The sequence below is a fragment of the Streptomyces africanus genome, from assembly GCF_030816955.1.
GTDB classification, from domain to species: Bacteria; Actinomycetota; Actinomycetes; order Streptomycetales; family Streptomycetaceae; genus Streptomyces; species Streptomyces africanus.
In genome coordinates this window covers 15,923-37,897 of sequence record NZ_JAUSYP010000001.1, presented here as the reverse complement: position 1 = coordinate 37,897, position 21,975 = coordinate 15,923, and the positions used below count along the sequence as shown (strand labels likewise).

Sequence of the window (21,975 nt, the reverse complement as noted above, 5' to 3'; positions counted from 1 at the left end):
TGGCGGCACTGGCTCTGAACAGGGGGAATGTCCCATGCGTGGGATGTCGAATGAGATGGAGGACCGGTGGGGGGCGGCTGAGGAGACAGCTGATTTAGCGGCGCTTCTACGCGAGTTGAAGCAACGATCGGGGCTCAGCTACGAAGCTCTGGCCAAGCGGGCGCACATGAGCACGTCGACGCTGCACCGCTACTGCAAGGGGGAGGGGGTGCCTGCCGACTACGCGTCGCTCTCGCGCTTCGCGCGGGTGTGCAAGGCGACTCCGGAGGAAGTGGTTGAACTGCACCGTCGGTGGGTCATGGCCGACGCGGCACGGGAGCGCTCCCGGCGAGCCGGGGCGGACAGGGCGGAAGGGGCGCCGGCGGCCGCGGGACGGGACCGCGTGGCGGAACCCGGCTCCGAGCCGGAGGGTGCATCGGGAGCGAGAGCGGGATCCGGAGCGGGAGCTGGGGCCGACTCCGAGTCGGTTGCCCTGCCCGGGTCTGGGGCGGCTGTGGTGCCGGGGTCGGGGGCTGGAGCCGTGCTGGTGTCCGGGGCGGCTGTGGAGCCGGGGGCCGGGTCCGGAACCGTGCCGAAGTCCGGGGCCGGAGCCCTGCCGGAGTCCGGGGCCGCCGATGCGTCGGAGCCGGGGCTGGCGGACGTGCCCGGGCCCGTATCGGGGGCCGGGGACCTGACCGGATCCAGGGCGGAGTCGCCGGCGGAGGTGGGGGTGCCCGCGCGGTATTCGGTACCGCGCCGCTCCTTCTTCCGGAAGCGGCGGGTCATGGTCGCCGGGAGCACCCTCGCCGTGGTCGCCCTGACGACGGCGGTCCTGGAGACCATCGACGCCGACGCGTCCCCGAGCGGCCGACCGCGGGCCGCGACCCTGGCCACCGATTCCTGGGAACCGAGCGAGGCGGCGTCCCCGCCAACGTCCCCCTCCGCGCGGCCGAGCCGGTCGTCCGCCTTGAAGTCGCCGAGCGCGAAGCCGTCGGCGTCGGCGGCGGCGCCGACGGGCGGCGGTGCCGCCGCGGCCCAGGACCGCGCACCGGAGGCCGCCCCGGACGATGACTCCGTGCCGCTGACCGTGAGCGCGCGAGCCCACGACTGGGAGGACTACTGCGGGACGCACTACCTGGTCGACCGGCCATCCTCCCAGGTCCCCCTGCCACCGTCGACGCTGCAGGACGCCGCGAAATGGGCGAGCGACGCCGGCGCCGTCTCCTCGGGCAGGCATCGTGTGTCGCTGACCGTCCAGGGCACCGGGGACAAGGCCGTCGTCATCACGTCGCTGCATGTCCGCGTGGTCGGCTCGGGCGCGCCCTTGGACTGGAACGCGTTCGTGATGGGGGTGGGCTGCGGCGGAGGGATGGAACCCAGGGAGTTCGGGCTGGACCTCGATTCGGCACGGCCCACCGTGCGGCCGAAGGGGGGCCAGCGCGGCTTCCCCTACAGCGTCAGCCAGTCCGACCCGGAGGTGCTGTACGTCACCGCCCACACCAGCAGCCGCGATGTGAAGTGGTACCTGGTGCTGGAGTGGAGCAGCGGCGGCCGCCAGGGAACGATAGAGATCAAGGACGGCGGAAAACCCTTCCGCACCGCTTCCATGACGGGCCGTCCGCTCTACGGCTACCTGCCCGGCAGCACCGAGTGGGAGAAGCAGCAGCCGTAGCCGTAGCCGTCAATCGGGCACGTCGGCGCCAAAAGCCGTGGGCCGGCCGGACTTGGGAAGTCCGGCCGGCCCACTGGCGTGCTCGCGGTCCTCAGGAGAAGGGCACCGCGTCCGCGGCGGAGGTGTGCCAGTTGGTGACGACCGGCTTGTCGACCGTGAACGGGCCGACCCGCAGCGAGACCGGGTTCGGGTCGTCGTCGCCGACCGCGACGATGAGGCTGTCCAGCTCCTTGCCGGAGTTGTTGTTGGTGGTCTTCGGGTTCACTCCGGCGTAGGCGGCGACCCCTGCGCGCAGGGTGATCGCCGGGCCCACGGCCTGCTCCGCGGGCCCGGCCTCGGTTCCGTCCGAGCCGAAGGCCACCATCGGCAGGGCGGCGGGCAGGGTGCAGGTGATGCCGGACTTGGCCTTCGCCTGGATGAGGAAGTAGCCGCCGGCCTGGGTTTTGGACGCCACGCTCCAGGAAATGTCGTTGGCTCCGCAGACCTGCCCGTAGCTCTTGTCACCGGCGCTGCCGTTCTTCCCCGCACCGGACGCCCCGCCCTGCTTCCCAGACGTACCGCTCGACGTCCCGTCCTTCCCGGACGCGCCGCTCGACGTGCCGCCTCCCGCGGCCCCGCCGCCGGAGGGCTCCGCAGCCCGGGAACCACCGCTTGCGCTCCCCTCGCCCTTGCCGGAGGCCGTGGTGGCCGAGGAGCCGGGCGCCGCGGACGACGGGCCGCTGCGCGGGGTCGACGTCGTGTCGCCGCCCCCGCAGGCGGTCATCAGCAGACCCACGCTGAGCAGGGCGGAGGCGGCGAGGGCGGTGCGCGGACGACGGTTCATGACGGTGATTCCTCTCCGAGGTGCGGATGGGCGGCACCGAAGGCCCGGTGCCGTTCGTTGCCGATCCGCCCTACGGCCGGGAACCGCCGCCGGTTCGATGCCGTCATGCGTCCATGACATCGCCGTGACGCGCCTGTGACGCGGATCGATGACCGTAAGACGCTGCAGGGTGTGCTGTTCGTCCTCTGCACCGGCATCCAATGGGAGTACCTGCCGCAGGAGTTGGGATTCGGTTCTGGTCCCACCTGCTGGCGGCGGCTGGCCAAATGGCAGGAGCCCGGGGTGTGGGAGGAGCTCCAGCGGGTGCTGCTGGACCGGTTGCGGGCGGCGGGCCGCCTGGACTTCTCCCGCGTCACCGTCGATGCCTCGCATGTGCCGGCAAAGCGGGGGCGTAGCAACCCAAAAAGTCGGTCCGAGTCCGGTTGACCGTGCGAGGCCGGGCTCGAAGCATCACGTGCTGACCGACGCGCACGGCACCCCGCTGCGGGTGTCCCTGACCGGCGGACACCGCAACGTCACCCAGCTCCTGCCGCTGGTCGACGGGCTGCCGCCGGTGCGGGGGAAACGAGGCCGGCCCCGGCGCAAGCCCCGGGCACTGTATGCCGACCGCGGGTACGACCACGACCTGTACCGCCGCCGGCTGCGTGAGCGCGGCATCGTCCCGAAGATCGCCAGGCGGGGGCATCCGCACGGCTCGGGCCTGGGCCGCATCCGGTGGGTCGCCGAGGCCGCCATCGCCTGGCTCCACGGACCGCGCCGCCTACGGACCCGCTGGGAAACCCGGGACGACATGCACGACGCTCTCCTCCAGCTTGCCCACTGCATGACCCTCGCCCTCAAGATCCCGGCTTTCTGAAAGCACCCCTTAGAACTCCTAACGAAATGATCTCTAGGTGGTCGGATCGCTCCGGGACTGTTGATCCGGGGGTGCGGGGTGGCCCGGCCGAAGCCGTGGGATGTCGATGACGAGTTGTGGGCGGTGGTTGAGCCGTTGTTGCCCAAGGTTGCGGCGGGCTCGGCATCCAGGAAGGAAGCGGCATCCGGACCCCCTGGTGTTCCAGGGCCCTGCAACATTGCAGGATCGTCGAGATCGCAGGGTCGTGGAGACACTGTGGACGGCCACCTGAGCCGAGCGGCAACTGCTAGCGTTCGGGCCGATCATTACTGGGTCGACCTGGGGGAGTAACCCGCGATGAAGCGTCCGATGGCCGTTGTCGGCGTCGCCACCGCCGCCGTTCTACTGGCAGGTTGCGGCGGCAGCGACGACAAGTCCGACTCGAAACCCGAGAGCGGCGGCAGCACCGCAGCCGCCACACCGTCGGCGCCGACAGCCGCCTCCTTCGAACCGCCCAAGGCATTCGTCGCGATGTCGGCGTTCGGCGTCGAGCGCACGGACAAGGACAACCAGTACACACTCAAGCCCGGCATGGTGGGCCAGAGCTCCCTGATCGCGGGACTCACCGGTGTCACCGGCCGCAACATCGCCGCGCAGGGCGAGCCGTGGACCGTTCCGTCCGCTGCGGCGCCCACCACCGAGACGCTGGACGTGACCGCACCGATGGGCGTCCAACTGGACGGCAAGGACGTCGTAGCGATCGCTTACGTGCAGAACGACAAGGGCAACGGCACTCAGAAGGCCAAGGGCCAGGTGGTGTTCCAGTGGCTCAACGCGACAGACGGCAAGAAGGTCGCCGAGGTCACCGCGGACCTCACCCCGGCCCTCGGCGCCGGCCAAGGCGGCGACAACGTGGTGAGCCAGGCGTACGACGCCGCCACCGGACAGATCGTCGTCGGTGTCGGGGCCGACGGTGAGGAGGCCGCCAAGAAGGGCGGCGAGGTGTTCACCGTCTATGCCGATCCGAAGACCCAGAAGTCGAACGTCATCCCGTTCGTCACCCCTGCGGGCGTGCTGAACGGTGTCGTCGCCGGTGCGAAGGGCAGCAACCGGGAGGGCGCGGCCGACGGCACGATCGTGATCGCCGATGGCCCCACCGGCAAGATCACCAAGCAGACCCCGACCAAGCAGGACTACCTGAAGCCGACAGGCAGCGGCTCCAAGCGCGCCTACCTCGCCTCCAACTCGTACACGGGCAACGACAAGTACAACAACGTCCTCTACTCGGTGGACATCGCCGACGGCGCCGTCGTGCAGACCAAGTCACAGGTCGTGGACGAGCAGGTGAGCACCTTCACCTGCTGGGGCGACCAGGCCAAGGCCGTGGTCTGCACGTCCGGCGAATCCGGCGGCAAGGAGATCATCGGCTTCGACGACACCACCGGCAAGAAGGTCTGGGGGTACACCGACAAGTCGGCGAGCCGGGACGTCCCTGCGGTCACCGCGGCGTACCACGGCATCGTCTACGCCCAGTCCGAGGTCCAGCCGGTGCTGATGAACGCGGCGACCGGCGCGGACGTCAGCACGCCAACCGCGACCTCGATGCCTTCGCGCAGCAAGGACCCGAGCACCACGAACGGCTCGGACATGTCGCTGTACGACGGCAAGCTGAAGTCGCCGACGGCGGTCACCAAGTACGGCGGCGCCTACCTGCAGGCCCCAAGCGGCAGTAACTACGACTTCGAGTCCATCCTGATCGCGCTGGCACCCACCGCCTGATCACCTGAGAACGGGCCAGAACGGCCGGGTGACCCGGCCCTCTGGCCCGAACCGATACGGCGGCTTTAGCCGTGAAACCGGAATGGGACGGCGGCCGGCCGCCGGACCCGGATCTCGGTGCCGTCAACGATCCCGGTCTTTCCTGCTGTGCCGAGATGGTCGACGACCTCTGCCAGGGTTCGCAGCCGCACGTCGGGGTTGATGGAAGAGCCGGCCGTGGAGCCTGCGCTGGAGGACCGAGTGCTGATGGTCGCCGCGTATAGGCGGACGAATCTGACACTGCGCCAAATCGCGCTGCTGTTCGGGGTGTCCAAGTCTGCCGCCGACCGCATCATCTGTGGTCAGTACGGGCATGGTTCTGCGCTTGATGGGCTGGTCGAATCAGGTGATGAGCTGCCGATGGCGCCGTCGGCGTGACATCCGGCCTCCGCTGCAACCGGCCCGGGCCTTACGCGGCTCTGACGCTACAGATCTGCAAGCTGCCGGTAAGGAGACCGACGTGACCTCTATCGCCTTCGAGTGCTACTCGCCTCAGGCCTTTGGCGACCCTTACGCCGTCGACGGCACCGAGCCCGTCTGGCCGGCCGCGGCGGGGGAGCAGCAGGACACGGACTACCTGCTGCCGCCGCCCAGCCCCGCGCAACGCCTGAGCTACACCCTCGAGCCACGCGACCGGCGACGTCTGGAACTGCACGCGGCCCTGACGGCAGCAGGCATCCCGCCCCTTCCGGAAGACCGCGACGCCATCGACCAGCTCAGCGCCCTGTCAGGCAGCATCAACGCCACCCTCCAGCGCTGGCTGCACCACACCACGGCATGCTGACGTAGGGATTCCCCCAGCCTGAGCCCGCGGCGGGGCATCGGTTCGCGGCCCCGCCGCGCTCGCGGCCGGCAGGACGTCAAGGCCGGCGTGGACACGGTGGCACGAGCGAGCGTGGGCCGGCGAGCTCGAACTCGCCGAGGTTCTCGCGGGCGGCGCAGGCCAGCACGCGGGGCGCTGGCGTGTCGGTTTGCGGGTGCGCCGCCGCCCCGGCCTCGGCGGGGCGCTGGCGTGCCTGGAGTACCAGCGGCCCCCGGCCAGGATGCACCGGCCGGTGACCGCCGGCGCCTCCACCGCTTCTGCGAGCAGGACCTCCATGCGGGTGTTCCAGCCGTCGCGGTCGGCGTCGGTCCACCCGCCGAAGGACTGCTCGCGGTCGTAGCCGGTGCGGTCCTCCGCGGCGACGGGCAGTCGGGCCACCGCTGCGGCCAGCGGCATAGTGTCGGCGGCCGGGGCGGCCTGCGCGGCCGGAACCCGCCAGGCCGAACGTCACTGGCCGCCGGAGCGGCGCGGTGCTGTCATGGGTAGGGAAGACGGCGTGGACGAGCCGGCAGGGGCGCGGCCGCCCCGTCGTACAGCGGAGGAGGCCGATGCCATGCTGTACCGCCGCACGGTCGGTGACGTGATGACCGAGGATGTCGTCACCCTCCGCCCCAGCACACCGTTCCAGGAGGTCGCCGCCCTGCTGGACGCGAACGACATCGTCGCGGCCCCGGTCGTCGACGAGGACGGCGCTCCCGTCGGTGTCGTGTCCGCGTCCGACGTGCTGCGGCACGAGACCGGCATGCCCGAGCCGCAGAGTCAGGACGGGAACGACGAGCGTGCCTGGGGCAAGGCCCGGGCCCGGACCGCGGGCGCGCTCATGAGCAGCCCCGTCTTCACCGCCCGCGCCGACTGGACGATCCCCCGGGCAGCACGGGAACTCCGCAGGCGGCACGTCAAGCAGCTGCCGGTGGTCGGCGACGACGGGCTCCTCACCGGCATCGTCACCCGCAGTGACCTGCTCGACGCCTTCATCCGCTCCGACGTCGAGATCCGCAGCGAGATCGAGCAGGACGTCCTGGGGCGCATCCTCGGCCTGGACGAGGGCACCGTCGCGGTCGAGGTCCGGGACGGGGTCGTCACCCTTCGGGGTCACGTCCCGGAACCGCGCCTCGTTCCGGTGGTCGTGGGCCTCTGCCAGGGCGTCGACGGTGTCGTCGCCGTGGACGCCCACCTCGCCGCCGCCCGGGCCTCCTGCTAGTAGTGCTTCGTTAGGTTCTGGCTCTGTGTCTGCGTGTGGTGAGGGGTCGGCCGCAGGTGGTGCAGGTGCCGGTCCAGCACCTCAGCAGGTCTTGGAGGGTGTCCAGGACTTGGTAGAGGGTCAGGCCGGCATCGGGGCTTTTGGGTCGAGCCGCCGCAGGGTGAGGAAGGCCTGGGCGGCGGTGACGAGGGTGACGTGGTGGTGCCAGCCGCGCCAGGTGCGGCCTTCGAAGTGGTCCAGGCCCAGGCCGTGTTTGAGCTCGCGGTAGTCGTGCTCGATGCGCCAGCGCATCTTCGCCCACCGCACCAGGTCGGCGATTGGGGTGGTGGCGGGCAGGTTGGTCATCCAGTAGCCGGTGGGCTCGGCCGCGTCTTCGGGCTGTTCGATCAGCAGGGTCCGCAACGGCAGCACCCCGTTCCAGCGGCTGCGTCCGCCGGCCGCTTCCTGCGCGGTTCGGGTGGCTTCCTTGCCCGAGGGCCGCACCTCGAGCACGGTGAATCGCGAGGTCATCGTGCCCTTGCTGCCCTGGCGCCAGGTGACCGACTCGAAGCGGGTGTCAGAGTCGACAATCGAGGTCAGTGGCCTGGCAGCCTCGCGGTAGCGGGGCAGGGTGGGCGGCCCCAACCCGCCGTACTCGGGCAGGTGCGGCTCGGCCGCGGCCGGGCGGGCAATCTCCTTGGGATCGACCGCCACCACGTAGGACCAGCCGCGTTCCTCCAGCGCAAGCCGCAAGGAGACGCTGCGACCGTAACCGGCATCGGCAACTATCACCGGCACTGCCAGCCCCTGGCCGGCCAGCCGGTCCAGCAGCCCCAGAGCCAAGCGCGTCTTGGACACATGCCCGACCTCGTCGGGCACCTGGGCCCGACGACGCCGCTGCTGGTCCTGCATCCACTCCTCGGGCAGAAACAACTCCCACTCCAGTGGGCAGGACGCGGTGTCGGTGGCCGCATGCACGCTGACGGCGACCTGGCAGTTCGCCCGCTTGCCCAACGCCCCGCAGTACTGCCGGGCCACTCCCACCGACGCGGTGCCGCACTTGGGAAACGACACGTCGTCGATCACCCACACCTCAGGGCTGATCGCCTTGCACAACCGCTCGGCGATCCGCCGCCGCACAGGCAGCGGATCCCACGGCGACTGGTTCACGAACTGCTGCAGGGCCTGCATGTTGCCATCCGGCAGCCGCTCGGCCATCGGCTGGATCGACTTCCGACGGCCGTCCAGCATCAGACCCCGCAGATAACACTCGCCCCACCGCCGCTGATCCCGCCGCGGCATCGACCCGAAAACATCGGCAACAAACTCCGATAACTCACCCCGGAGCCGTTCCACCTCCCCCAGCCTCATACGAGGAAGATGCCCACCACCAAGCGAGATCGCTCAACGTAACGAAGCACTACTAGGACCTGTCCGCCCGATCATGTGACTGTCTGACTGTTGTCTCGTTGTTTCAGGCATGGGGCGCGGCGACCTGACGGACATGGAGTGGGAGCGGCTTCAGCCGTTTCTGCCGGTCAGTAACGGCCGTTGTGGCCGATGGCGGGATCACCGGCAGGTGATCGATGGGATCCTGCACCGGGTGCGGACCGGGGTGCAGTGGCGTGACCTGCCCCAGCGGTACGGGCCGTGGAAGACGGTGTACGAACGTCACCGGCTGTGGTCGGCCGACGGTGGGAACGGCTGCTGCAGGAGGTCCAGGCCGCGGTCGACGCCGCGGGTGAGATCGACTGGGACATCGCGGTGGACTCCACCGTCGTGCGGGCCCATCAGCACGCGGCCGGCGCCCGCACCGATCCGCCGCCGGCTCTGGCGGCGTCAAAGAGGGCCAGCGACGCCGAACATCAGGCCGAGACGCCCTGGCAGAGTCGGCTCGCCCGCCTGGCGGAGGTGGTGCAGGAGGTGAGGGCCTGGGTCGATCGCGCGGTGGGTTCACCAGCAAGATCCACCTGAGCGCCGACGGCCGCTGCCGCCCGCTGTCCTTGGTCGTCACCGGCGGCCAGCGGGCGGACTGCACCCGGTTCACGGCCGTGCTGGAGAAGATCCGCGTCCCCCGGACCGGGCCGGGCAGGCCCCGCAAGAAGCCCGACAGCCTCGCGGCCGACAAGGCCTACAGCAACAGCCCATGCCGCACCTATCTGCGTCGCCGGGGCATCCGCCACACCATCCCCGAGAAGTCCGACAGCCAGGCCGTCCGCCTGCGCAAGGGCTCACGTGGTGGACGGCCCCCCCGGCTTCGACGAAGAGCGGTACAAGAAGCGCAACACTGTCGAGCGGGCGATCAACAAGCTAAAGCAGTCCCGGGCGGTGGCCACCCGCTATGACAAACGTGGCTACGTCTTCCATGGCACAGCCACCGCGGCAGCCCTGGTTATATGGCTCCGCACATGATCGCCCTCGACGTCCTAGTCCTGCGGAGGCAGTGCCGGGGCATGCCGCTCACTGCGTGACCTGCAGGACCGCTTTTCCGGAGATACGGCGCCCGCGGAGGGCCTCGGCGGCCTCGGCAAAGCGGTCCCAGGATCCCTGCCAGCCGATCTCGACAGTGAGGGCCCCCTCAGCGGTCAGCTCGGTGAGAACGGCCAGGTCCGGGCCGGCATCGCCCTCGATGACGAAGGACGTCAGCGACTTGGTGGGGCCGACGGTCGCATATGGAGGGAAGACCGCTGGCTCCCCGGAAGTCCAGCCGACGCTCTGCACGCTGCCCCCGGGAGCGAGCAGGCTCCATGCCGCCACCAGTTGGGGGCCGCCGACGCTGTCGATGACCACGTCGACGGCTCGCTCGAGTCCCTCCAGGCCGATCAGCACCTCGTCGGCGCCGAAGTCGACCAGCCCCTCACCGCGGGCCGTCGAGCCCACGGACGCGATCACGTGGGCACCGGCCCGCGCCGCCAACTGGACGGCGAACCGGCCGACCCCGCCGGAGGCGCCGGTGACCAACACCCTCTTGTCCGGCGCGAGCCCGGCGGCCCGCAGCGAGCGCAGTGCAGCCACTCCGGCGACCGGCAGGGCGACCGCCTTCGCCAGGTCCAAGCCCTTGGGCACCTCGGCAAGCGCACCCACATCGATCGCGACGCGCTCGGCGAACGCCCCCGAGGTCAGGGCCACCACCCGGGTGCCCACCGCCGGGCCGGTTCCGTCGGCGGCAGCCTGAACCACCACCCCGGCGGTGTCCGAACCGAGCACCGCACCCGCGGGCACCCGACCGGAGCGAGCGTCGTTGAGGTCGCCGTAGTTCAAGGAGGCATGGGAGACGTCCACCAGGACCTGGCCCGGTCCGGGCGCGGGGTCGGGAACCTCGGCGAGGCGGACGGCGGCGGGTGCGGACGGATCGACGACGAGAGCACGAACAGACATGTCTTCCCCCTTGGTTCACGACTAGTAACAGCAGTCATCATCGGTAACCTTGCTGCCCAGCGGAAGGAGGCACATTTATGTCACGCAGTCACACCCGTGTTGCAGAAGCGGTGAAAGACGAAGCCTGCCCGGTCACCGAGGTGCTCGACCGCGTGGCGGGCAAGTGGAGCATCGGGATCCTGATAGCCGCCGCCCACGGCCCGGTCCGCTTCACCGAACTCGAACGCGCCATCAACGGCATCAGCCGGCGAATGCTCACCATCAACCTGCGCCGACTGGAGCGGGACGGGCTGCTCATCCGCACCGTCTATCCGACCGTGCCACCCAAGGTCGAGTACAGCCTCACACCCATGGCCCGAGAACTCCACGCCTCACTGACCGGACTGGTGGGCTGGGCCGAGCGCCACCGGTCCGCCATCGCCGAGGCCCGCGCCGCTTACGACACCGCGGCGGAGCAGAAACCTGACGCCGACTGAACCAGCCCGGACTGGCTCTCGAGCTCCCGTGATTCCACGACAGCCGGAGAGGAGCAAATGGCTCACCACCGGCATCACGAGCCCCGTACATGATCGCCCGGAGGTCCTAGTGCTACCGGATCATGCTGACCGCTGCATGGCGCGCTGCTCGGTTGCTGCAACCCGCTCGCTACGCGGCCGACCGCTGCGTTCACACGCCTCCAGGGTGCAGTCGAAAACAACACCGAAGTCGGTCTCGGAATCGCGACGCGCGACTTCGCGAGCGCCTTCAGATCTGCCATTGATCTGTTGCTGGGGCGGGCCCACGAGGTGGGGGTCCGCCCCAGCTTTTCAGCCCCTGGTGCGGTGGGGGACCTCCCCGTTCATGCCAGCAGGATCGCCAGCACGCCAAGGGCGATCGTCATCGATCCGGCGAAGGTGCCGGCACCCCAGCCCACGGCTTGGTGCCCGCCGCCGCCTGAGGCATACGAGAGGAGCGCCGCGGACAGCGACGCAGTGAGCGAGAGAAGAACCGCGACCACCACGAGTAGCACCCTCGTGCGAAAGTCCCAGCGCATGAGTCCGTCCTCTTCAGGGCTGCCGCCCTGAAGGGGGCTAAGCAGCTAGGGTCATGGTCGTTTGGTCGGTCCATGACCGGATGCCTGGTGCACCGGGGACGATCGGCACGGCGAGCCGCAGCACGCCACAGGGCGAGGTGTCGTGTTGCGGCACAACGCCCAAGAACTCGTAATGACGATCAACGTGCAGGTTCAGGACCTGCCGGTCCGTGGCCGTGATGTCGCGGATGGCTTGCTCGGCCTCCGCGAGAGCCTCCCTGACCTGGGCGAGCTCAGCCGTCGAGCGAGGCCCCTTGACCTCGATGATCGCTGAGAGATGCTGAAGCGTCTTGCTAGCGCCCTCGTATGAGTTCGTAATGATCAGTAGGTCGGCCCAGTGGCGAGCACGCTCAACCGACGGGACCAAGGGTGCGTGAAGCCCGTAGGCAAGCCCCGACGCGATGGACGGCAGCCCGGTGTGCTCCTCAACAGAGGCCAGCAGCTTGTGCGTCAGTTCCCGAGAGGCCTGCGCCTCCCTGGCGATCAGCTGGTCAATAGTGGCGAACTCAGCCAGCAACTCCTCTGCCGTGAGTGCGGCTGTCAGGTGACGTTCGAGACGCCCGGACTTCTGTAGGACGAGGTCCGGCGCGGGGGCAAGAACGTGGGCGGCGGTGCGTACCACTCGGGGAGCCACCAGGAAACCAGGCCCCTCTCCGGGGGTTGATGCGACGAGCTGTCCCTGTGGCATGGCACCAGGCTAATTGCTCGTGAGCCCCCATGTGCCCGGATTGAGGAACTGTGCCAGGGCCTGCGCCGCAGTTCGCCACTACGAGCGCAGTGCCCAACACTGAGCATCGGCTCTGAGTTTAGAAGTGGCCTCCCACGCGGCGGTCTCTGCCAGGGTCGGCGCTTGACCGTGGTAGTCGAGTGCTTCTGCCAGGTAGATGGCGAATCCGAACTGGTAGGCGCAGGCTTGCTCCACCTCCCGCTCCCGGCAGTCCGCGTGGCGAGCAGCCTCAAACCAGCTGGCGGCCCTTTCCAAGCCCACGGCGTTGACGACGATCGTGAAGAACGGCGCGAGCTGCTGGGTGCTCGCGGGCCAGCCCTCGGTGAGGAAGCCGTAGCGCTTGACCATTTCGCCGGTGAAGTGGAGGCCGTAGTTGTACCTCATGCCCCACTGGTACCGATCACTTCGAAGCGCTACCCGGGCGGCACGCAGAGCCAAGGCCGGAGAACGCCCGTACGGGGCCTTCCGCCTGCGCGTTTCCCCTCCAGGGGAACGATGTGCGCGGCGACTGAGAGAGCTGTGGAACATAGCAGTTCTGCGATGTTACGCAGCAGATCCATGCAGGTTGCTGCGGCGGTTGAACTACGCGTTTCCCTTCTGGGGAACGGTGTATCGCCCTGGGCGACGACAACGGCGCCGGCCTCCGGGGAGTGCAGCGCCGTTACGACGGAGTCGGAGGGCCGGGTCAGGACACGGCCTTGAGGTTCTGGCGCCGCTTGGCGTCCTCGCGGCGCCGGCGCTTCTCGGCGAGCTGGTCCTGGTAGGCCGTGACGGCCTTGCGGTAGCGCTCCACGAAGCCTGCGGAGTTGAGGCGTTCGTTCTTCGGCATCGCCTTGACGGCCGCGATGACGTCCTCGGGGGAGAGGTAGGCGGCGAGCATGGGGTTGAGCTGTTAGACGCCGGCGCGCTGCTTCTTCACCAACTGCGCCAGGTCCAGGTCGCGCAGGGCCGCGTTCACGGCGGCCCTGCTCAGGCCGAGCATCTGCGCGAGGGTGACCTGGTCGATCTCGATGCGGCCGCCCGGCTCGCTGTGCGCGCGCAGCTTGAGCAGCACGCGGTAGGCCGCAGGCAGCAGATCCAGGTCGGCGACGATGCCTACTGCGTTGACCGCGGCGAAATGCAGACCGCTCACTGTTCGACCCCCTTCTGCACCCGCTCACGGCGGCGCTCAGCACGCATCTTCGCCCGGCAAGGAAGGCCCCGGACGCCCGCACGCGGGCGCACGTGCTGCTGCGCAAGCTGACCGACGCCATGAGGGTGGAATCCGTCCTCGTGGTCACCCAGGTGTGCCGCGACATCGCTGCTCGGACCGGCGTGGAGGGGGAGCTGCAGGATCAGATGGCGGCCGCCGTCGCGGACGCGGAACGCTGGCTGGAGGACCAGACCCAGGTGCGGCGAGAGCTGTTCTACCGCTTGGAAGATGCCCTCGCCGCGCGCGACACGGTGCAGGTCCGTCAGCTGTTGGCGCGCGTCAACGCGACCGCGAGCCACGACCGCACCGCCACCGAGATCACCATTGTCGACGTGGCGGCCGGGTACCTCGCGGAACAACAGCAGGCCTACGCCGAGCAGCTGCAAGCGGAGGCTGCGGCGAAGCTGGCCGAACAGCAGGACGCCCGGGCGCGGCGGGCAGCCGACCGAGTGCGGACGCTGCTGGCGACGCTGCAACGCCGCGGGGACACCGGGTCCCCGAAGGTGATGCGCAAGCTGGTGCGGGAGCTCCTGCACGCAGCATCAGATGCCGGCGACCACGTCGACGCCGGCCAGCAGGAGCAGATCAGCGTCTGGAAGGCGCGCGCGGACACCGGCAGGCCGCTGGCGCAGACCGCCCGCCCTGCCCCTGTGCTGGGGGCGGTGCGGCACCAGCAGGTGGCCCGCCGGTACTGGATCAAGAAGAATTGCCCGTGCTGTGGGGCCGTGGCAGGCAAGAACTGTGTCACCAACGCCCGGACCGGTACTGGCGCCGTGTCGAAGAGCCCTCACTACGAGCGGATCGAGCCCATCCTGGTGGAACGCCAGGCCAAGGCGGACCGCCGACGTCGGGCACCGGGGGTGTACGACATCGCCTGCCCCGACTGCGGAAGGCCGCCCGGTGCACGCTGCACGTCGATCTCAGGTTCGCCAACGACTCCGGCAACGCCATCTACGTCCAGGCCGAGTCCACCGACACCTCGGTGACCATCACCTTCCTCGGCACCAGGAATTACGACCGGATCACATCGGTCAAGGGCCCCGCAGCAATGTGAAAGAGCCGGAGCAGAAGGTGAGCGCCGACAAGAAATGCGTGCCGCAGACCCCGCTCGACGGCTTCGACGTCACCGTCGAGCGGGTCTTCCGCAACGACGGCAAGGAAGTGAGGCGGGAGCCGTTCCGCACCCACTACGCCCCACGTGACGAGATCACCTGCGAAACGCCCCGGTGATCCGAGAGTGGCCGGCCTGACCCCCGGCGGTGAAGCTGCTCTGCGTCAATGTCGGCAGGCCCCGCCCCAACCCTCGGAAGAGTCTCAGCGCGACAGGCATCGACAAGCGGCCCGTCGACGGCCCGGTCGCCGTCATCGCCCCCGGCCCCAAGGGCACCGGCGCGGTCGGTCTCGTCGGAGACCGGGTCTACGACGTGAAGCACCACGGCGGTTCCGACCAGGCCGCCCGTCCACGGCAGCCGGCGACTTCGTCGACGTCAGGTGAGGGTGCCGGACCTGCCTGCGGTTTGCCCCGATACGCCCGGTAGAAGACTGGCTGTTCTGACGGCCGGGAATTGCTCGGAGTGAGGCGACGGCTGCGGTCGACTTTGCTCTCGCATACGATAGTCCACATATAGGGTAAAGAGGCAGTCATGGCTGAGAAACCGATCAACCCGCCCGTATCGGATGTGACCTCGTCAGGACCCGAGAAGGCCAGCGTCGGAATTCACGGCATCACCGAATCCGCGCGGTATTCCATGGCCGAAATGGGGCCGAAGCGGAGTCTGCAGACGCTGTTGAAGGTGAACCACGTCGACGGTTTCGACTGTCCGAGCTGTGCGTGGGGCGACCCCGATCCCGACCACCGGAAGATCGCGGAGTTCTGCGAGAACGGCGCGAAGGCCGTCGCCTGGGAGGCCACGCGCAAACGCGTCGACGCGGCGTTCTTCGCCGAGCACTCCGTCGCTGACCTGCGGGAGCGGGACGGTCACTGGCTGGAGTCGCAGGGCCGGCTGGCCCAGCCGATGCACCTTGCCCCCGGCGCGACGCACTACGCGCCCATCTCGTGGGAGGACGCGCTCGCGCTCGCCGCCGATCGCCTGCTCGGCCTCGCCGATCCGAACCGTGCCGTCTTCTACACCAGCGGCCGGACGAGCAACGAGGCCGCCTTCCTCTACCAGTTGCTGGCGCGCAGGCTCGGCACGAACAATCTGCCCGACTGCTCGAACATGTGCCACGAGTCGAGCGGCGAGGCCCTGAGCGCGACCATCGGCGTCGGAAAAGGTCTCATCACGATCTCCGACATCACCGATTACGCGGACTTGATCATCATCGTGGGCCAGAACCCCGGCACCTGCCACCCCCGCATGCTCAGCGCGCTCGAACAGGCCAAGCGGCGCGGCGCCCGCATCATCGCAGCCAACCCGCTCCCCGAAGCCGGGTTCGGCCGCTATCACAACCCACAGACCGCGCGCGGCCTGGTCGGCCCGGGCACGCAGCTCGCCGACCGCTGGCTCCCGGTGCGCATCAACGGCGATCTGGCCCTTTTCGCAGGCCTGAACCGTACCCTGGTCGACCGGGAGGACTCCCAGCCGGGCTCCGTGCTCGACCACCACTTCATCGACCGGTACTGCGACGGCTTCGAAGCGGCCGCAACGGCATGGCGTGCCCTGGACTGGTCGCAGATCGAGACGATGGCCGGCCTGCCCCGCCGCCTGATCGAGGACTGCGCGGCCGACGTGCTCGCCGCGGACAGCGTCATCGTCTGCTGGGCGATGGGCCTCACCCAGCACCGCAACGCCGTGGCAACCATCCGCGAGATCGTCAACTTCCTCCTGTTGCGCGGCAATATCGGGCGCCCCGGTGCCGGGCCTGCCCCGATCCGCGGGCACAGCAACGTCCAGGGCGACCGCAGCATGGGCATCTGGGAGAGGATGCCGCAACCGTTCCTGGACAGGCTCCGCGACGAGTTCGGGTTCGATCCGCCCCGTGCCCACGGCCTGGACACCGTCGGCTCGATCAAGGCCATGCGCGACGGTGAGGTCGACGTGTTCATGGGCCTCGGCGGCAACTTCGCCGCGGCCACGCCGGACACGCAGGTCACGGAGACCGCGCTGGCCAACTGCGCCCTCACCGTCCACGTCGCGACCAAGCTGAACCGGTCCCATCTGTGCCACGGCACCGAGGCGTTGCTTCTGCCCTGCCTCGGCCGCACCGAGCGCGACCGGCAGGTCTCCGGTGAGCAGTTCGTGACGGTCGAGGACACGATGGCCATGGTGCACTCGTCGCACGGACGACTCCTTCCGGGATCACCGCACCTGCGCAGCGAGGTCGCGATCGTCGCCGACCTCGGGCACGCTCTCTTCGGCGACGACCTCGGCTGGCGCGGCATGCGCGACGACTACGCCGTGATCCGCCGCCACATCGAGCACGTCTGCCCCGGATTCCACGCATACGAGGAGCGCGTCCGGCAGCCCGGCGGCTTCATGCTCCCCCGGGCACCGCGCGACTCCCGCACCTTTCCCACGTCGACCGGCAAGGCGCAGTTCACGGTCAACCCACCGACCGCGCCCGAAGTTCCGCCGGGACACCTGCTGCTGACGACGGTACGGTCGCACGACCAGTTCAACACCACCGTCTACGGCCTCGACGACCGTTACCGCGGCATCAAGGGAGGACGGCGGGTCGTCTTCCTCAACCGGAAGGACCTCCGCGACCTCCACCTCCACGACGGCGACCTGGTCGATCTGATCAGCGTCAACCCGGACGGTGAACGCCGCGCCCCCGGCTTCCGCGCCGTCCGCTATCCGACGCCGCGCGGCTGCGCCGCCGCCTACTACCCGGAGACGAACGTGCTGGTCGCCCTGGACTCCACGGCCGACACCAGTAACACGCCGGTGACCAAATCCATCGTGATCCGCATCGAACCCTCCGACGGGGGAGCTTCGGTGTGACGGTCAGATCAGAGGCGGGACTCACCCTGCTGTGAGGTCGGGGCCTCGGTCCTGGCGGCCCGGATCCGGAGACCAAGCCCTTGGTGGAGGTCCTCGCGGCCGCCAACGACGGGGGGTTCCTCACCGAAGGCTCTCAGCCCGGCGAAGTTGCCACGTTCCATGAACTGCCGTGGCGTCAGCGGGCATTCGTCTCCGGATTCGTCGCGGACCCGGCGCTCGCCCGGGCCCTGTGCGCGCGGGCCGCCGAGGCCGGGCTGGTCGTACGGGGAGGCTGGAGGCAACCTCGACTGGTCCGCCGCCTCCTTAGAGCCTGTTTCTAAGCCCGGCCACGGCGCAGGGCAGCAGGCCAGTCACTTGGTCCGTCGCAAGATCGGTCGTTGAGCTGTGCTTCTCGTCTCGTTGGCAGCCCTCAGCCGGACGTGGGAGGGGCGGCGTGGTGGAGAGGTTCCAGGTCTCCGTGCAGGGCGGCGTGGAGTGCGGCGCGCAGTCATGCGAGGGCCGGTCTTCCCCCGCTGGCGCCCCCGCCGCTGACCGACCACCAGAAGGCGGAGGACCCCGGCGAACACATCTCGCCGGGGTCCTCCAACTTCGAGATCAATCTCACCGATGACCGCTGTACCGATGTTCCCCAAGGCCGGCGACCGCCTCATGATGGCGTCGCTGCGCGTCGCTGATCGCGAGTCTGCGGTGCTGCTGCCCGGTCCGGAGCAGTTGCCGGTGCGCTTCGTCGAGCACCACCTCGTCGTCCGGGCCGCGCATCCGCCCCGGCGTCGGTCGCTCAGGCGGCGAGGGCGGTGCGGCCTGCGGCGTAGACGCGGGCGACCTCGACGACGCGCAACACCGCCGACGAGGGCATGGGCCGCATCGCCTTCCTGCTGCTGGCCCTGTTCGCTGAGATGGAACGCACCTTCACCGCCGAACGCGCCGCCCACGCCCGCTCCGTCGCCGAAGCAGCAGGCCGCCACATCGGCCGCCCCGTCGCCCACCCCGCCGACAAAATCGAGTACGCACGCCTGCTCAAGGCCCAGGGCAGCAGCCTACGGGGAGATCAGTACCAAGACCGGCATCCCGAAAACCTCCCTGCATCGCTACCTGCAGGAGTAGCCGCGCCGGAGGCGCTGAGATGGTCAAGGCCGGACGGCGCCTCCACCGGAGGCCAGCGAGCCTCGACGGCCCGCTCTGGCGGCTTCCGCAATGCGCGGCCGCGGGGCCAGCGCCGCGCACAGTACCGGGACGAGGATCTGGCGGGTCTCGGCCGGGGTGAGGGCTGCGGGGGTGGGGAGGGGGTTGAGGTAGCGGGTGTAGATGAGGCCGCCGAGGATCGTCACCACGGCCGTAGCGCGGGCGGTTGCGTCACGGCCGCCGAGAAATTCAACAAGCCGGGCCAGCAGCTCGTGTTCCAGATATTCGCGGATCACCTCAGCAGCCTCGTCGCCCTGGGTGGTGAGCTGTCGGAAGTCGGCGTTCTCCCACAGGTCCGTCACCGCGTCGATCAGGCGGTCGGGCAGGGTGGCCGGGTCGCCGCCGAGGACGTCGTCCACCGCCAGCGCATTGGCGCACTGGAACTGCATCACGTCCGCGAACAGGCCCTTCTTCGAGCCGAAGTGGTACGCGATCAGCGCCGGGTCGACCCCGGCGGCCCCGGCCACCGCGCGCAGGGTGGTGCGCCGGTAGCCGCGCTCCAGGAACAGCATGCGGGCCGCCGAGACGAGCGACTCGCGGGTCGGCGGGTTGCCGCGGGGACGGCCTCGGGTGCGGGCGGGTGCAGGGGCAGCGTTATTCATCAGCGTTGAGCCTGCGTTTCGTGATCGGCACAGTCAAGGGCGTTCCGCCCACCACTCGAAGGGATGTCCCGACATCATGCGTGTCGCAGTCTTCGGCGCCAACGGACCGACCGGCCGCCACCTCACCGACCAGGCCCTCGCAGCCGGCCACGAGGTCGTCGCCGTAACCCGCCGCCCTGGCTCACTCCCCGCGCGGCCCGGCCTCACCGTGGCCGTCGCCGACGCCACCGACCCGGCGGCCGTCGACGCCGCGCTCGGTGGGACGGACGCCGTCCTCTCCGCGCTGGGCTCGCGCTTCAGCAAGGAGACCATCACCACGTACTCGGCGAGCGCCACCGCAATCACCGGGGCCATGGCCCGCCACGGCATCAAGCGGCTGCTCACCGTCAGCTCCAGCATCGCCGACCCGGACTGGCGTCCCACCGGCGCGCACTTCTTCAACCATGTGCTCGACCCGCTGGTGAACCGACGCCTCGGCCACACCCTCCACGAGGACATGCGCCGCATGGAGACCGTGATCCGTCAGACGAACCTCGACTGGACCCTAGTCCGGCCCTCGGGCCTCTTCGAACACCCCACTGTCACGGACTACCACACCGCCGCGACCAGCGCCGACGGCGTCTTCACCGCCCGTGTCGACCTCGCCGCGAGCATGCTGCGCGAGCTGGAGGAACGGCGGTACATCTGCACGGCCATGGGCGTCATCACCACCACCGTGAAGCCGAACATCGCCAAGCTGATCTGGAACGAGGGCGTGAAGAAGAAGTGAACCGGACGGCCACCGAACTTCCGGTCGACACGCGGGCGTTCCTCGCTCGCCCCCGCACGGCCACCCTCACCACCCTCCGCCCCGACGGCACCCCGCACGTCACCCCCGTCCGCTTCACCTTCGACGCGTCCACCGGTCTGGCCCGGGTGACCACCAGGGCCGGGGCCCGCAAGGCCCGCAACGTGGCGGCGGGAGGCCCGACGGCCCGTGTCGCGCTCTGCCAGGCGGACGGCTTCCGCTGGGTCACCCTCGAAGGCCGGGCCGCCGTCACCGACGACCCCGAAAGCCTGGCCGAGGCGGTCCGCCGCTACACCGCCCGCTACCGCGCGGCCCCGCCCGCTCCACCGGACCTGGTCGCCATCGAGATCGCCGTCGAACGCATCCTGAGCCTCAACCTCTGAACCCCCCCGTACTGAAAGCGACGTGACACCGCGATGCCCACCCTCCCCGTCCTCGACTCCACCCTCCACTACCGCGAGTCCGGCGACCCCGACGGATTGCCGTTCGTCTTCCTCCACGGCAACCCCACCTCCTCCTACCTGTGGCGGAACGTCCTGCCGGGCGTGGCCGCGCCCGGCCGGCGCCTTCTGGCCCCCGACCTCATTGGCATGGGCGACTCCGGCAAGCCCGACCTCGCCTACTCCTTCGACGACCACGCCCGCTACCTCGACGCCTGGTTCGACGCCCTCGGCCTTGCCGAGGCCGTCCTCGTCGGCCACGACTGGGGCGGCGCGCTCGCCTTCGACCGCGCCGCCCGCCTGCCGGGCAGCGTCCGGGGCCTCGCCTTCACCGAGACGATCATCAAGCCGCTGGTCGGCGACGAATTCCCGGCGGCCGGGCGAGAGCTGTTCACCCTCCTGCGCACCCCCGGGGTGGGTGAGGAGATGATCCTGGAGAAGTCGCTGTTCATCGAGGGGCTACCGGACACGCTCGCCACCCCGCTCGACCCTGCTGACCTGGAGGTCTACCGCCGCCCGTTCCCGACCCCGCACAGCCGCCGCCCAGTACTGGCGTGGACGCGCATGATGCCATTGGACGCCGAGCCCGCTGACATCGTGGCCCGCGTCGAACGCTACGACGCCTGGCTGGCCGCCAGCCCCGAAGTCCCCAAGCTCCTCACCGCATTCGAACCGGGCCCGGGCGCAATGACCAACCAAGGGGCCGTGACCTGGTGCGAGGAGCACATCGCGGGCCTGGAGGTCTCCCGCCACGGCCTGGCCGGCCACCACTCCCCGGAGGACCGGCCCGAGGAGCTGTCCGCGGCGATCACCGCCTGGGCCGACCGCCACGGGCTGGCGCGCCAGTAGGTGTCCTCGATCACGGCGGTGCCGGTCGCCCCGGGGCCAATCAAGCTGCTACCGACGGGTGTGCGCCGCGCGATCGCCGTCACCATCGAACAGGAGCCCTCGGATGCCGCCTCCCGGCCAGCGCCTGGGAGCCCTGCGCCCAGGACGGCAACGGCACGATGCCGAGATGACTGCTCAATGAAGATCCACCAACTTCGAATCCGCAGGTCGTTGGGGCTGGCGTGAGTGAGCGATCGTGTGCTCGTACTGGTCCGGGGCGGTTGTCCGTGCCCAAGATCGTCTGCCGGGCCCGTCAGCGTGCGACTTCGGTGTTGGTCAGCACGAGCAGGGCCCGCAGCAGCGTGGTCGCGTAACGGGGCGACATCCCAGCTTGGTGAGGAAAGGTGTTCTGTCCACGGAGGTTGGTGACAGTGATCATTGACGTGCGATCTTGAAATGGGTGAGGGCCTTCTGGCCTGGTGTGGATGACCTGTTGACTGCACTTTCTCGCCCGCCGGGCTGGTGGCCTCGCTACCGTTCGCCGTGCGCTTGGTGGTAGGAGCGCGAGCGCCGTGACGAGCTCTGCGTGGTCGTCGAGTACTGCCTCGCGTGGGCGGCAAGCGGTCGCGCTCCCGGATGGAGTGCCGCCGTATGCCGTAGTCGACGGATCCGGCGCTGAGGTGCAGCCGGCCA

Annotated in this window: 21 protein-coding genes and 7 pseudogenes; 18 read left to right on the top strand and 10 right to left on the bottom strand. The window is 69.7% G+C overall.

Going from position 1 to position 21,975, the window contains the following annotated elements:
- Positions 1–34 precede the first annotated feature (34 nt).
- Positions 35–271: pseudogene (locus QF034_RS00210) on the top strand (helix-turn-helix domain-containing protein); the annotation flags it as partial.
- 255 nt (positions 272–526) lie between these two features.
- The gene (locus QF034_RS00205) at positions 527–1,651 is read left to right on the top strand and encodes a transcriptional regulator (RefSeq protein WP_307180109.1); all 1,125 of its coding nucleotides are present in this window, start codon (positions 527–529) and stop codon (positions 1,649–1,651) included.
- A 91-nt stretch (positions 1,652–1,742) separates the two neighbouring features.
- Here QF034_RS00205 and QF034_RS00200 read toward each other — a convergent pair whose 3' ends face one another.
- The gene (locus QF034_RS00200) at positions 1,743–2,474 is read right to left on the bottom strand and encodes a DUF4232 domain-containing protein (RefSeq protein ID WP_307172961.1); all 732 of its coding nucleotides are present in this window, start codon (positions 2,472–2,474) and stop codon (positions 1,743–1,745) included.
- Positions 2,475–2,618: 144 nt separating this feature from the next.
- Between QF034_RS00200 and QF034_RS00195 the strand changes: the two are divergent.
- The 6 genes and pseudogenes from QF034_RS00195 to QF034_RS00170 all read left to right on the top strand — a co-directional run.
- Positions 2,619–3,330, top strand: a pseudogene (locus QF034_RS00195) (IS5 family transposase); the annotation flags it as partial.
- Between the two features lie 78 nt (positions 3,331–3,408).
- Positions 3,409–3,538: pseudogene (locus QF034_RS00190) on the top strand (IS5/IS1182 family transposase); the annotation flags it as partial.
- A 140-nt stretch (positions 3,539–3,678) separates the two neighbouring features.
- Positions 3,679–5,088 (top strand): hypothetical protein, encoded by a 1,410-nt coding sequence (locus QF034_RS00185; RefSeq protein WP_307172960.1) that lies wholly within the window; start codon positions 3,679–3,681, stop codon positions 5,086–5,088.
- Positions 5,089–5,293: 205 nt separating this feature from the next.
- Positions 5,294–5,424, top strand: a pseudogene (locus QF034_RS00180) (helix-turn-helix domain-containing protein); the annotation flags it as partial.
- Positions 5,425–5,587: 163 nt separating this feature from the next.
- Entirely contained in the window at positions 5,588–5,911 is a 324-nt protein-coding gene (locus QF034_RS00175; RefSeq protein WP_307172959.1) for a hypothetical protein, read from the top strand.
- A 592-nt stretch (positions 5,912–6,503) separates the two neighbouring features.
- Positions 6,504–7,151 (top strand): CBS domain-containing protein, encoded by a 648-nt coding sequence (locus tag QF034_RS00170; RefSeq protein WP_307172958.1) that lies wholly within the window; start codon positions 6,504–6,506, stop codon positions 7,149–7,151.
- 120 nt (positions 7,152–7,271) lie between these two features.
- Here QF034_RS00170 and QF034_RS00165 read toward each other — a convergent pair whose 3' ends face one another.
- Positions 7,272–8,501 carry an IS701 family transposase gene (locus QF034_RS00165; RefSeq protein ID WP_307172957.1) on the bottom strand — a complete coding sequence of 410 codons (1,230 nt, stop codon included), beginning with the start codon at positions 8,499–8,501 and terminating at the stop codon, positions 7,272–7,274.
- A 109-nt stretch (positions 8,502–8,610) separates the two neighbouring features.
- Between QF034_RS00165 and QF034_RS00160 the strand changes: the two are divergent.
- A pseudogene (locus QF034_RS00160) lies at positions 8,611–9,542 on the top strand (IS5 family transposase).
- 48 nt (positions 9,543–9,590) lie between these two features.
- On the opposite strand, the gene QF034_RS00155 reads toward QF034_RS00160, so the two are convergent.
- Positions 9,591–10,508 (bottom strand): zinc-binding dehydrogenase, encoded by a 918-nt coding sequence (locus tag QF034_RS00155; RefSeq protein WP_307172956.1) that lies wholly within the window; start codon positions 10,506–10,508, stop codon positions 9,591–9,593.
- Positions 10,509–10,585: 77 nt separating this feature from the next.
- On the opposite strand from QF034_RS00155, the gene QF034_RS00150 reads away from it, so the two are divergent.
- Positions 10,586–10,984: a winged helix-turn-helix transcriptional regulator gene (locus QF034_RS00150; RefSeq protein ID WP_307172955.1), complete on the top strand. Its 399-nt coding sequence runs from the start codon at positions 10,586–10,588 to the stop codon at positions 10,982–10,984.
- Positions 10,985–11,346: 362 nt separating this feature from the next.
- Here the strand turns inward: QF034_RS00150 and QF034_RS00145 are convergent, their stop codons facing one another.
- From QF034_RS00145 to QF034_RS00125, 5 genes are all read right to left on the bottom strand, one after another.
- Positions 11,347–11,541, bottom strand: a complete 195-nt coding sequence (locus tag QF034_RS00145; protein WP_307172954.1) for a hypothetical protein — start codon at positions 11,539–11,541, stop codon at positions 11,347–11,349.
- 37 nt (positions 11,542–11,578) lie between these two features.
- Positions 11,579–12,268 (bottom strand): hypothetical protein, encoded by a 690-nt coding sequence (locus tag QF034_RS00140; protein WP_307172953.1) that lies wholly within the window; start codon positions 12,266–12,268, stop codon positions 11,579–11,581.
- Between the two features lie 78 nt (positions 12,269–12,346).
- Positions 12,347–12,691 (bottom strand): hypothetical protein, encoded by a 345-nt coding sequence (locus QF034_RS00135; protein WP_307172952.1) that lies wholly within the window; start codon positions 12,689–12,691, stop codon positions 12,347–12,349.
- Positions 12,692–12,992: 301 nt separating this feature from the next.
- A complete protein-coding gene (locus tag QF034_RS00130) occupies positions 12,993–13,187 on the bottom strand; it encodes a hypothetical protein (RefSeq protein ID WP_307172951.1) in 195 nt (64 codons plus the stop codon).
- A gap of 12 nt (positions 13,188–13,199) precedes the next feature.
- Entirely contained in the window at positions 13,200–13,439 is a 240-nt protein-coding gene (locus tag QF034_RS00125; protein ID WP_307172950.1) for a helix-turn-helix domain-containing protein, read from the bottom strand.
- A 92-nt stretch (positions 13,440–13,531) separates the two neighbouring features.
- Here QF034_RS00125 and QF034_RS00120 point away from each other — a divergent pair, with 92 nt between their 5' ends.
- From QF034_RS00120 to QF034_RS41335, 5 genes and pseudogenes are all read left to right on the top strand, one after another.
- Entirely contained in the window at positions 13,532–14,485 is a 954-nt protein-coding gene (locus QF034_RS00120) for a hypothetical protein (protein ID WP_307180108.1), read from the top strand.
- A gap of 85 nt (positions 14,486–14,570) precedes the next feature.
- Entirely contained in the window at positions 14,571–14,729 is a 159-nt protein-coding gene (locus QF034_RS41340) for a hypothetical protein (RefSeq protein ID WP_370880748.1), read from the top strand.
- Between the two features lie 29 nt (positions 14,730–14,758).
- Positions 14,759–14,953, top strand: a pseudogene (locus QF034_RS00110) (MOSC domain-containing protein); the annotation flags it as partial.
- 189 nt (positions 14,954–15,142) lie between these two features.
- Positions 15,143–17,443 carry an FdhF/YdeP family oxidoreductase gene (locus QF034_RS00105; RefSeq protein ID WP_307172949.1) on the top strand — a complete coding sequence of 767 codons (2,301 nt, stop codon included), beginning with the start codon at positions 15,143–15,145 and terminating at the stop codon, positions 17,441–17,443.
- Between the two features lie 65 nt (positions 17,444–17,508).
- Positions 17,509–17,763: pseudogene (locus tag QF034_RS41335) on the top strand (DUF6919 domain-containing protein); the annotation flags it as partial.
- A 458-nt stretch (positions 17,764–18,221) separates the two neighbouring features.
- On the opposite strand, the gene QF034_RS00100 reads toward QF034_RS41335, so the two are convergent.
- Together QF034_RS00100 and QF034_RS00095 are read right to left on the bottom strand one after the other, a co-directional pair.
- Positions 18,222–18,350: a hypothetical protein gene (locus tag QF034_RS00100; protein WP_307172948.1), complete on the bottom strand. Its 129-nt coding sequence runs from the start codon at positions 18,348–18,350 to the stop codon at positions 18,222–18,224.
- A gap of 220 nt (positions 18,351–18,570) precedes the next feature.
- On the bottom strand, positions 18,571–19,227 hold the full coding sequence (locus tag QF034_RS00095; protein WP_307172947.1) for a TetR/AcrR family transcriptional regulator: 657 nt from the start codon (positions 19,225–19,227) through the stop codon (positions 18,571–18,573).
- 76 nt (positions 19,228–19,303) lie between these two features.
- Here QF034_RS00095 and QF034_RS00090 point away from each other — a divergent pair, with 76 nt between their 5' ends.
- The 3 genes from QF034_RS00090 to QF034_RS00080 are packed head-to-tail and all read left to right on the top strand — an operon-like array spanning position 19,304 to position 21,303.
- The gene (locus QF034_RS00090; RefSeq protein ID WP_307172946.1) at positions 19,304–19,996 is read left to right on the top strand and encodes an NAD(P)-dependent oxidoreductase; all 693 of its coding nucleotides are present in this window, start codon (positions 19,304–19,306) and stop codon (positions 19,994–19,996) included.
- On the top strand, positions 19,993–20,397 hold the full coding sequence (locus QF034_RS00085) for a pyridoxamine 5'-phosphate oxidase family protein (RefSeq protein WP_307172945.1): 405 nt from the start codon (positions 19,993–19,995) through the stop codon (positions 20,395–20,397). The genes QF034_RS00090 and QF034_RS00085 overlap by 4 nt, the downstream gene beginning before the upstream one ends.
- 33 nt (positions 20,398–20,430) lie before the next feature.
- Positions 20,431–21,303 (top strand): haloalkane dehalogenase, encoded by an 873-nt coding sequence (locus QF034_RS00080; RefSeq protein ID WP_307172944.1) that lies wholly within the window; start codon positions 20,431–20,433, stop codon positions 21,301–21,303.
- The last annotated feature ends 672 nt before the right edge of the window (positions 21,304–21,975 follow it).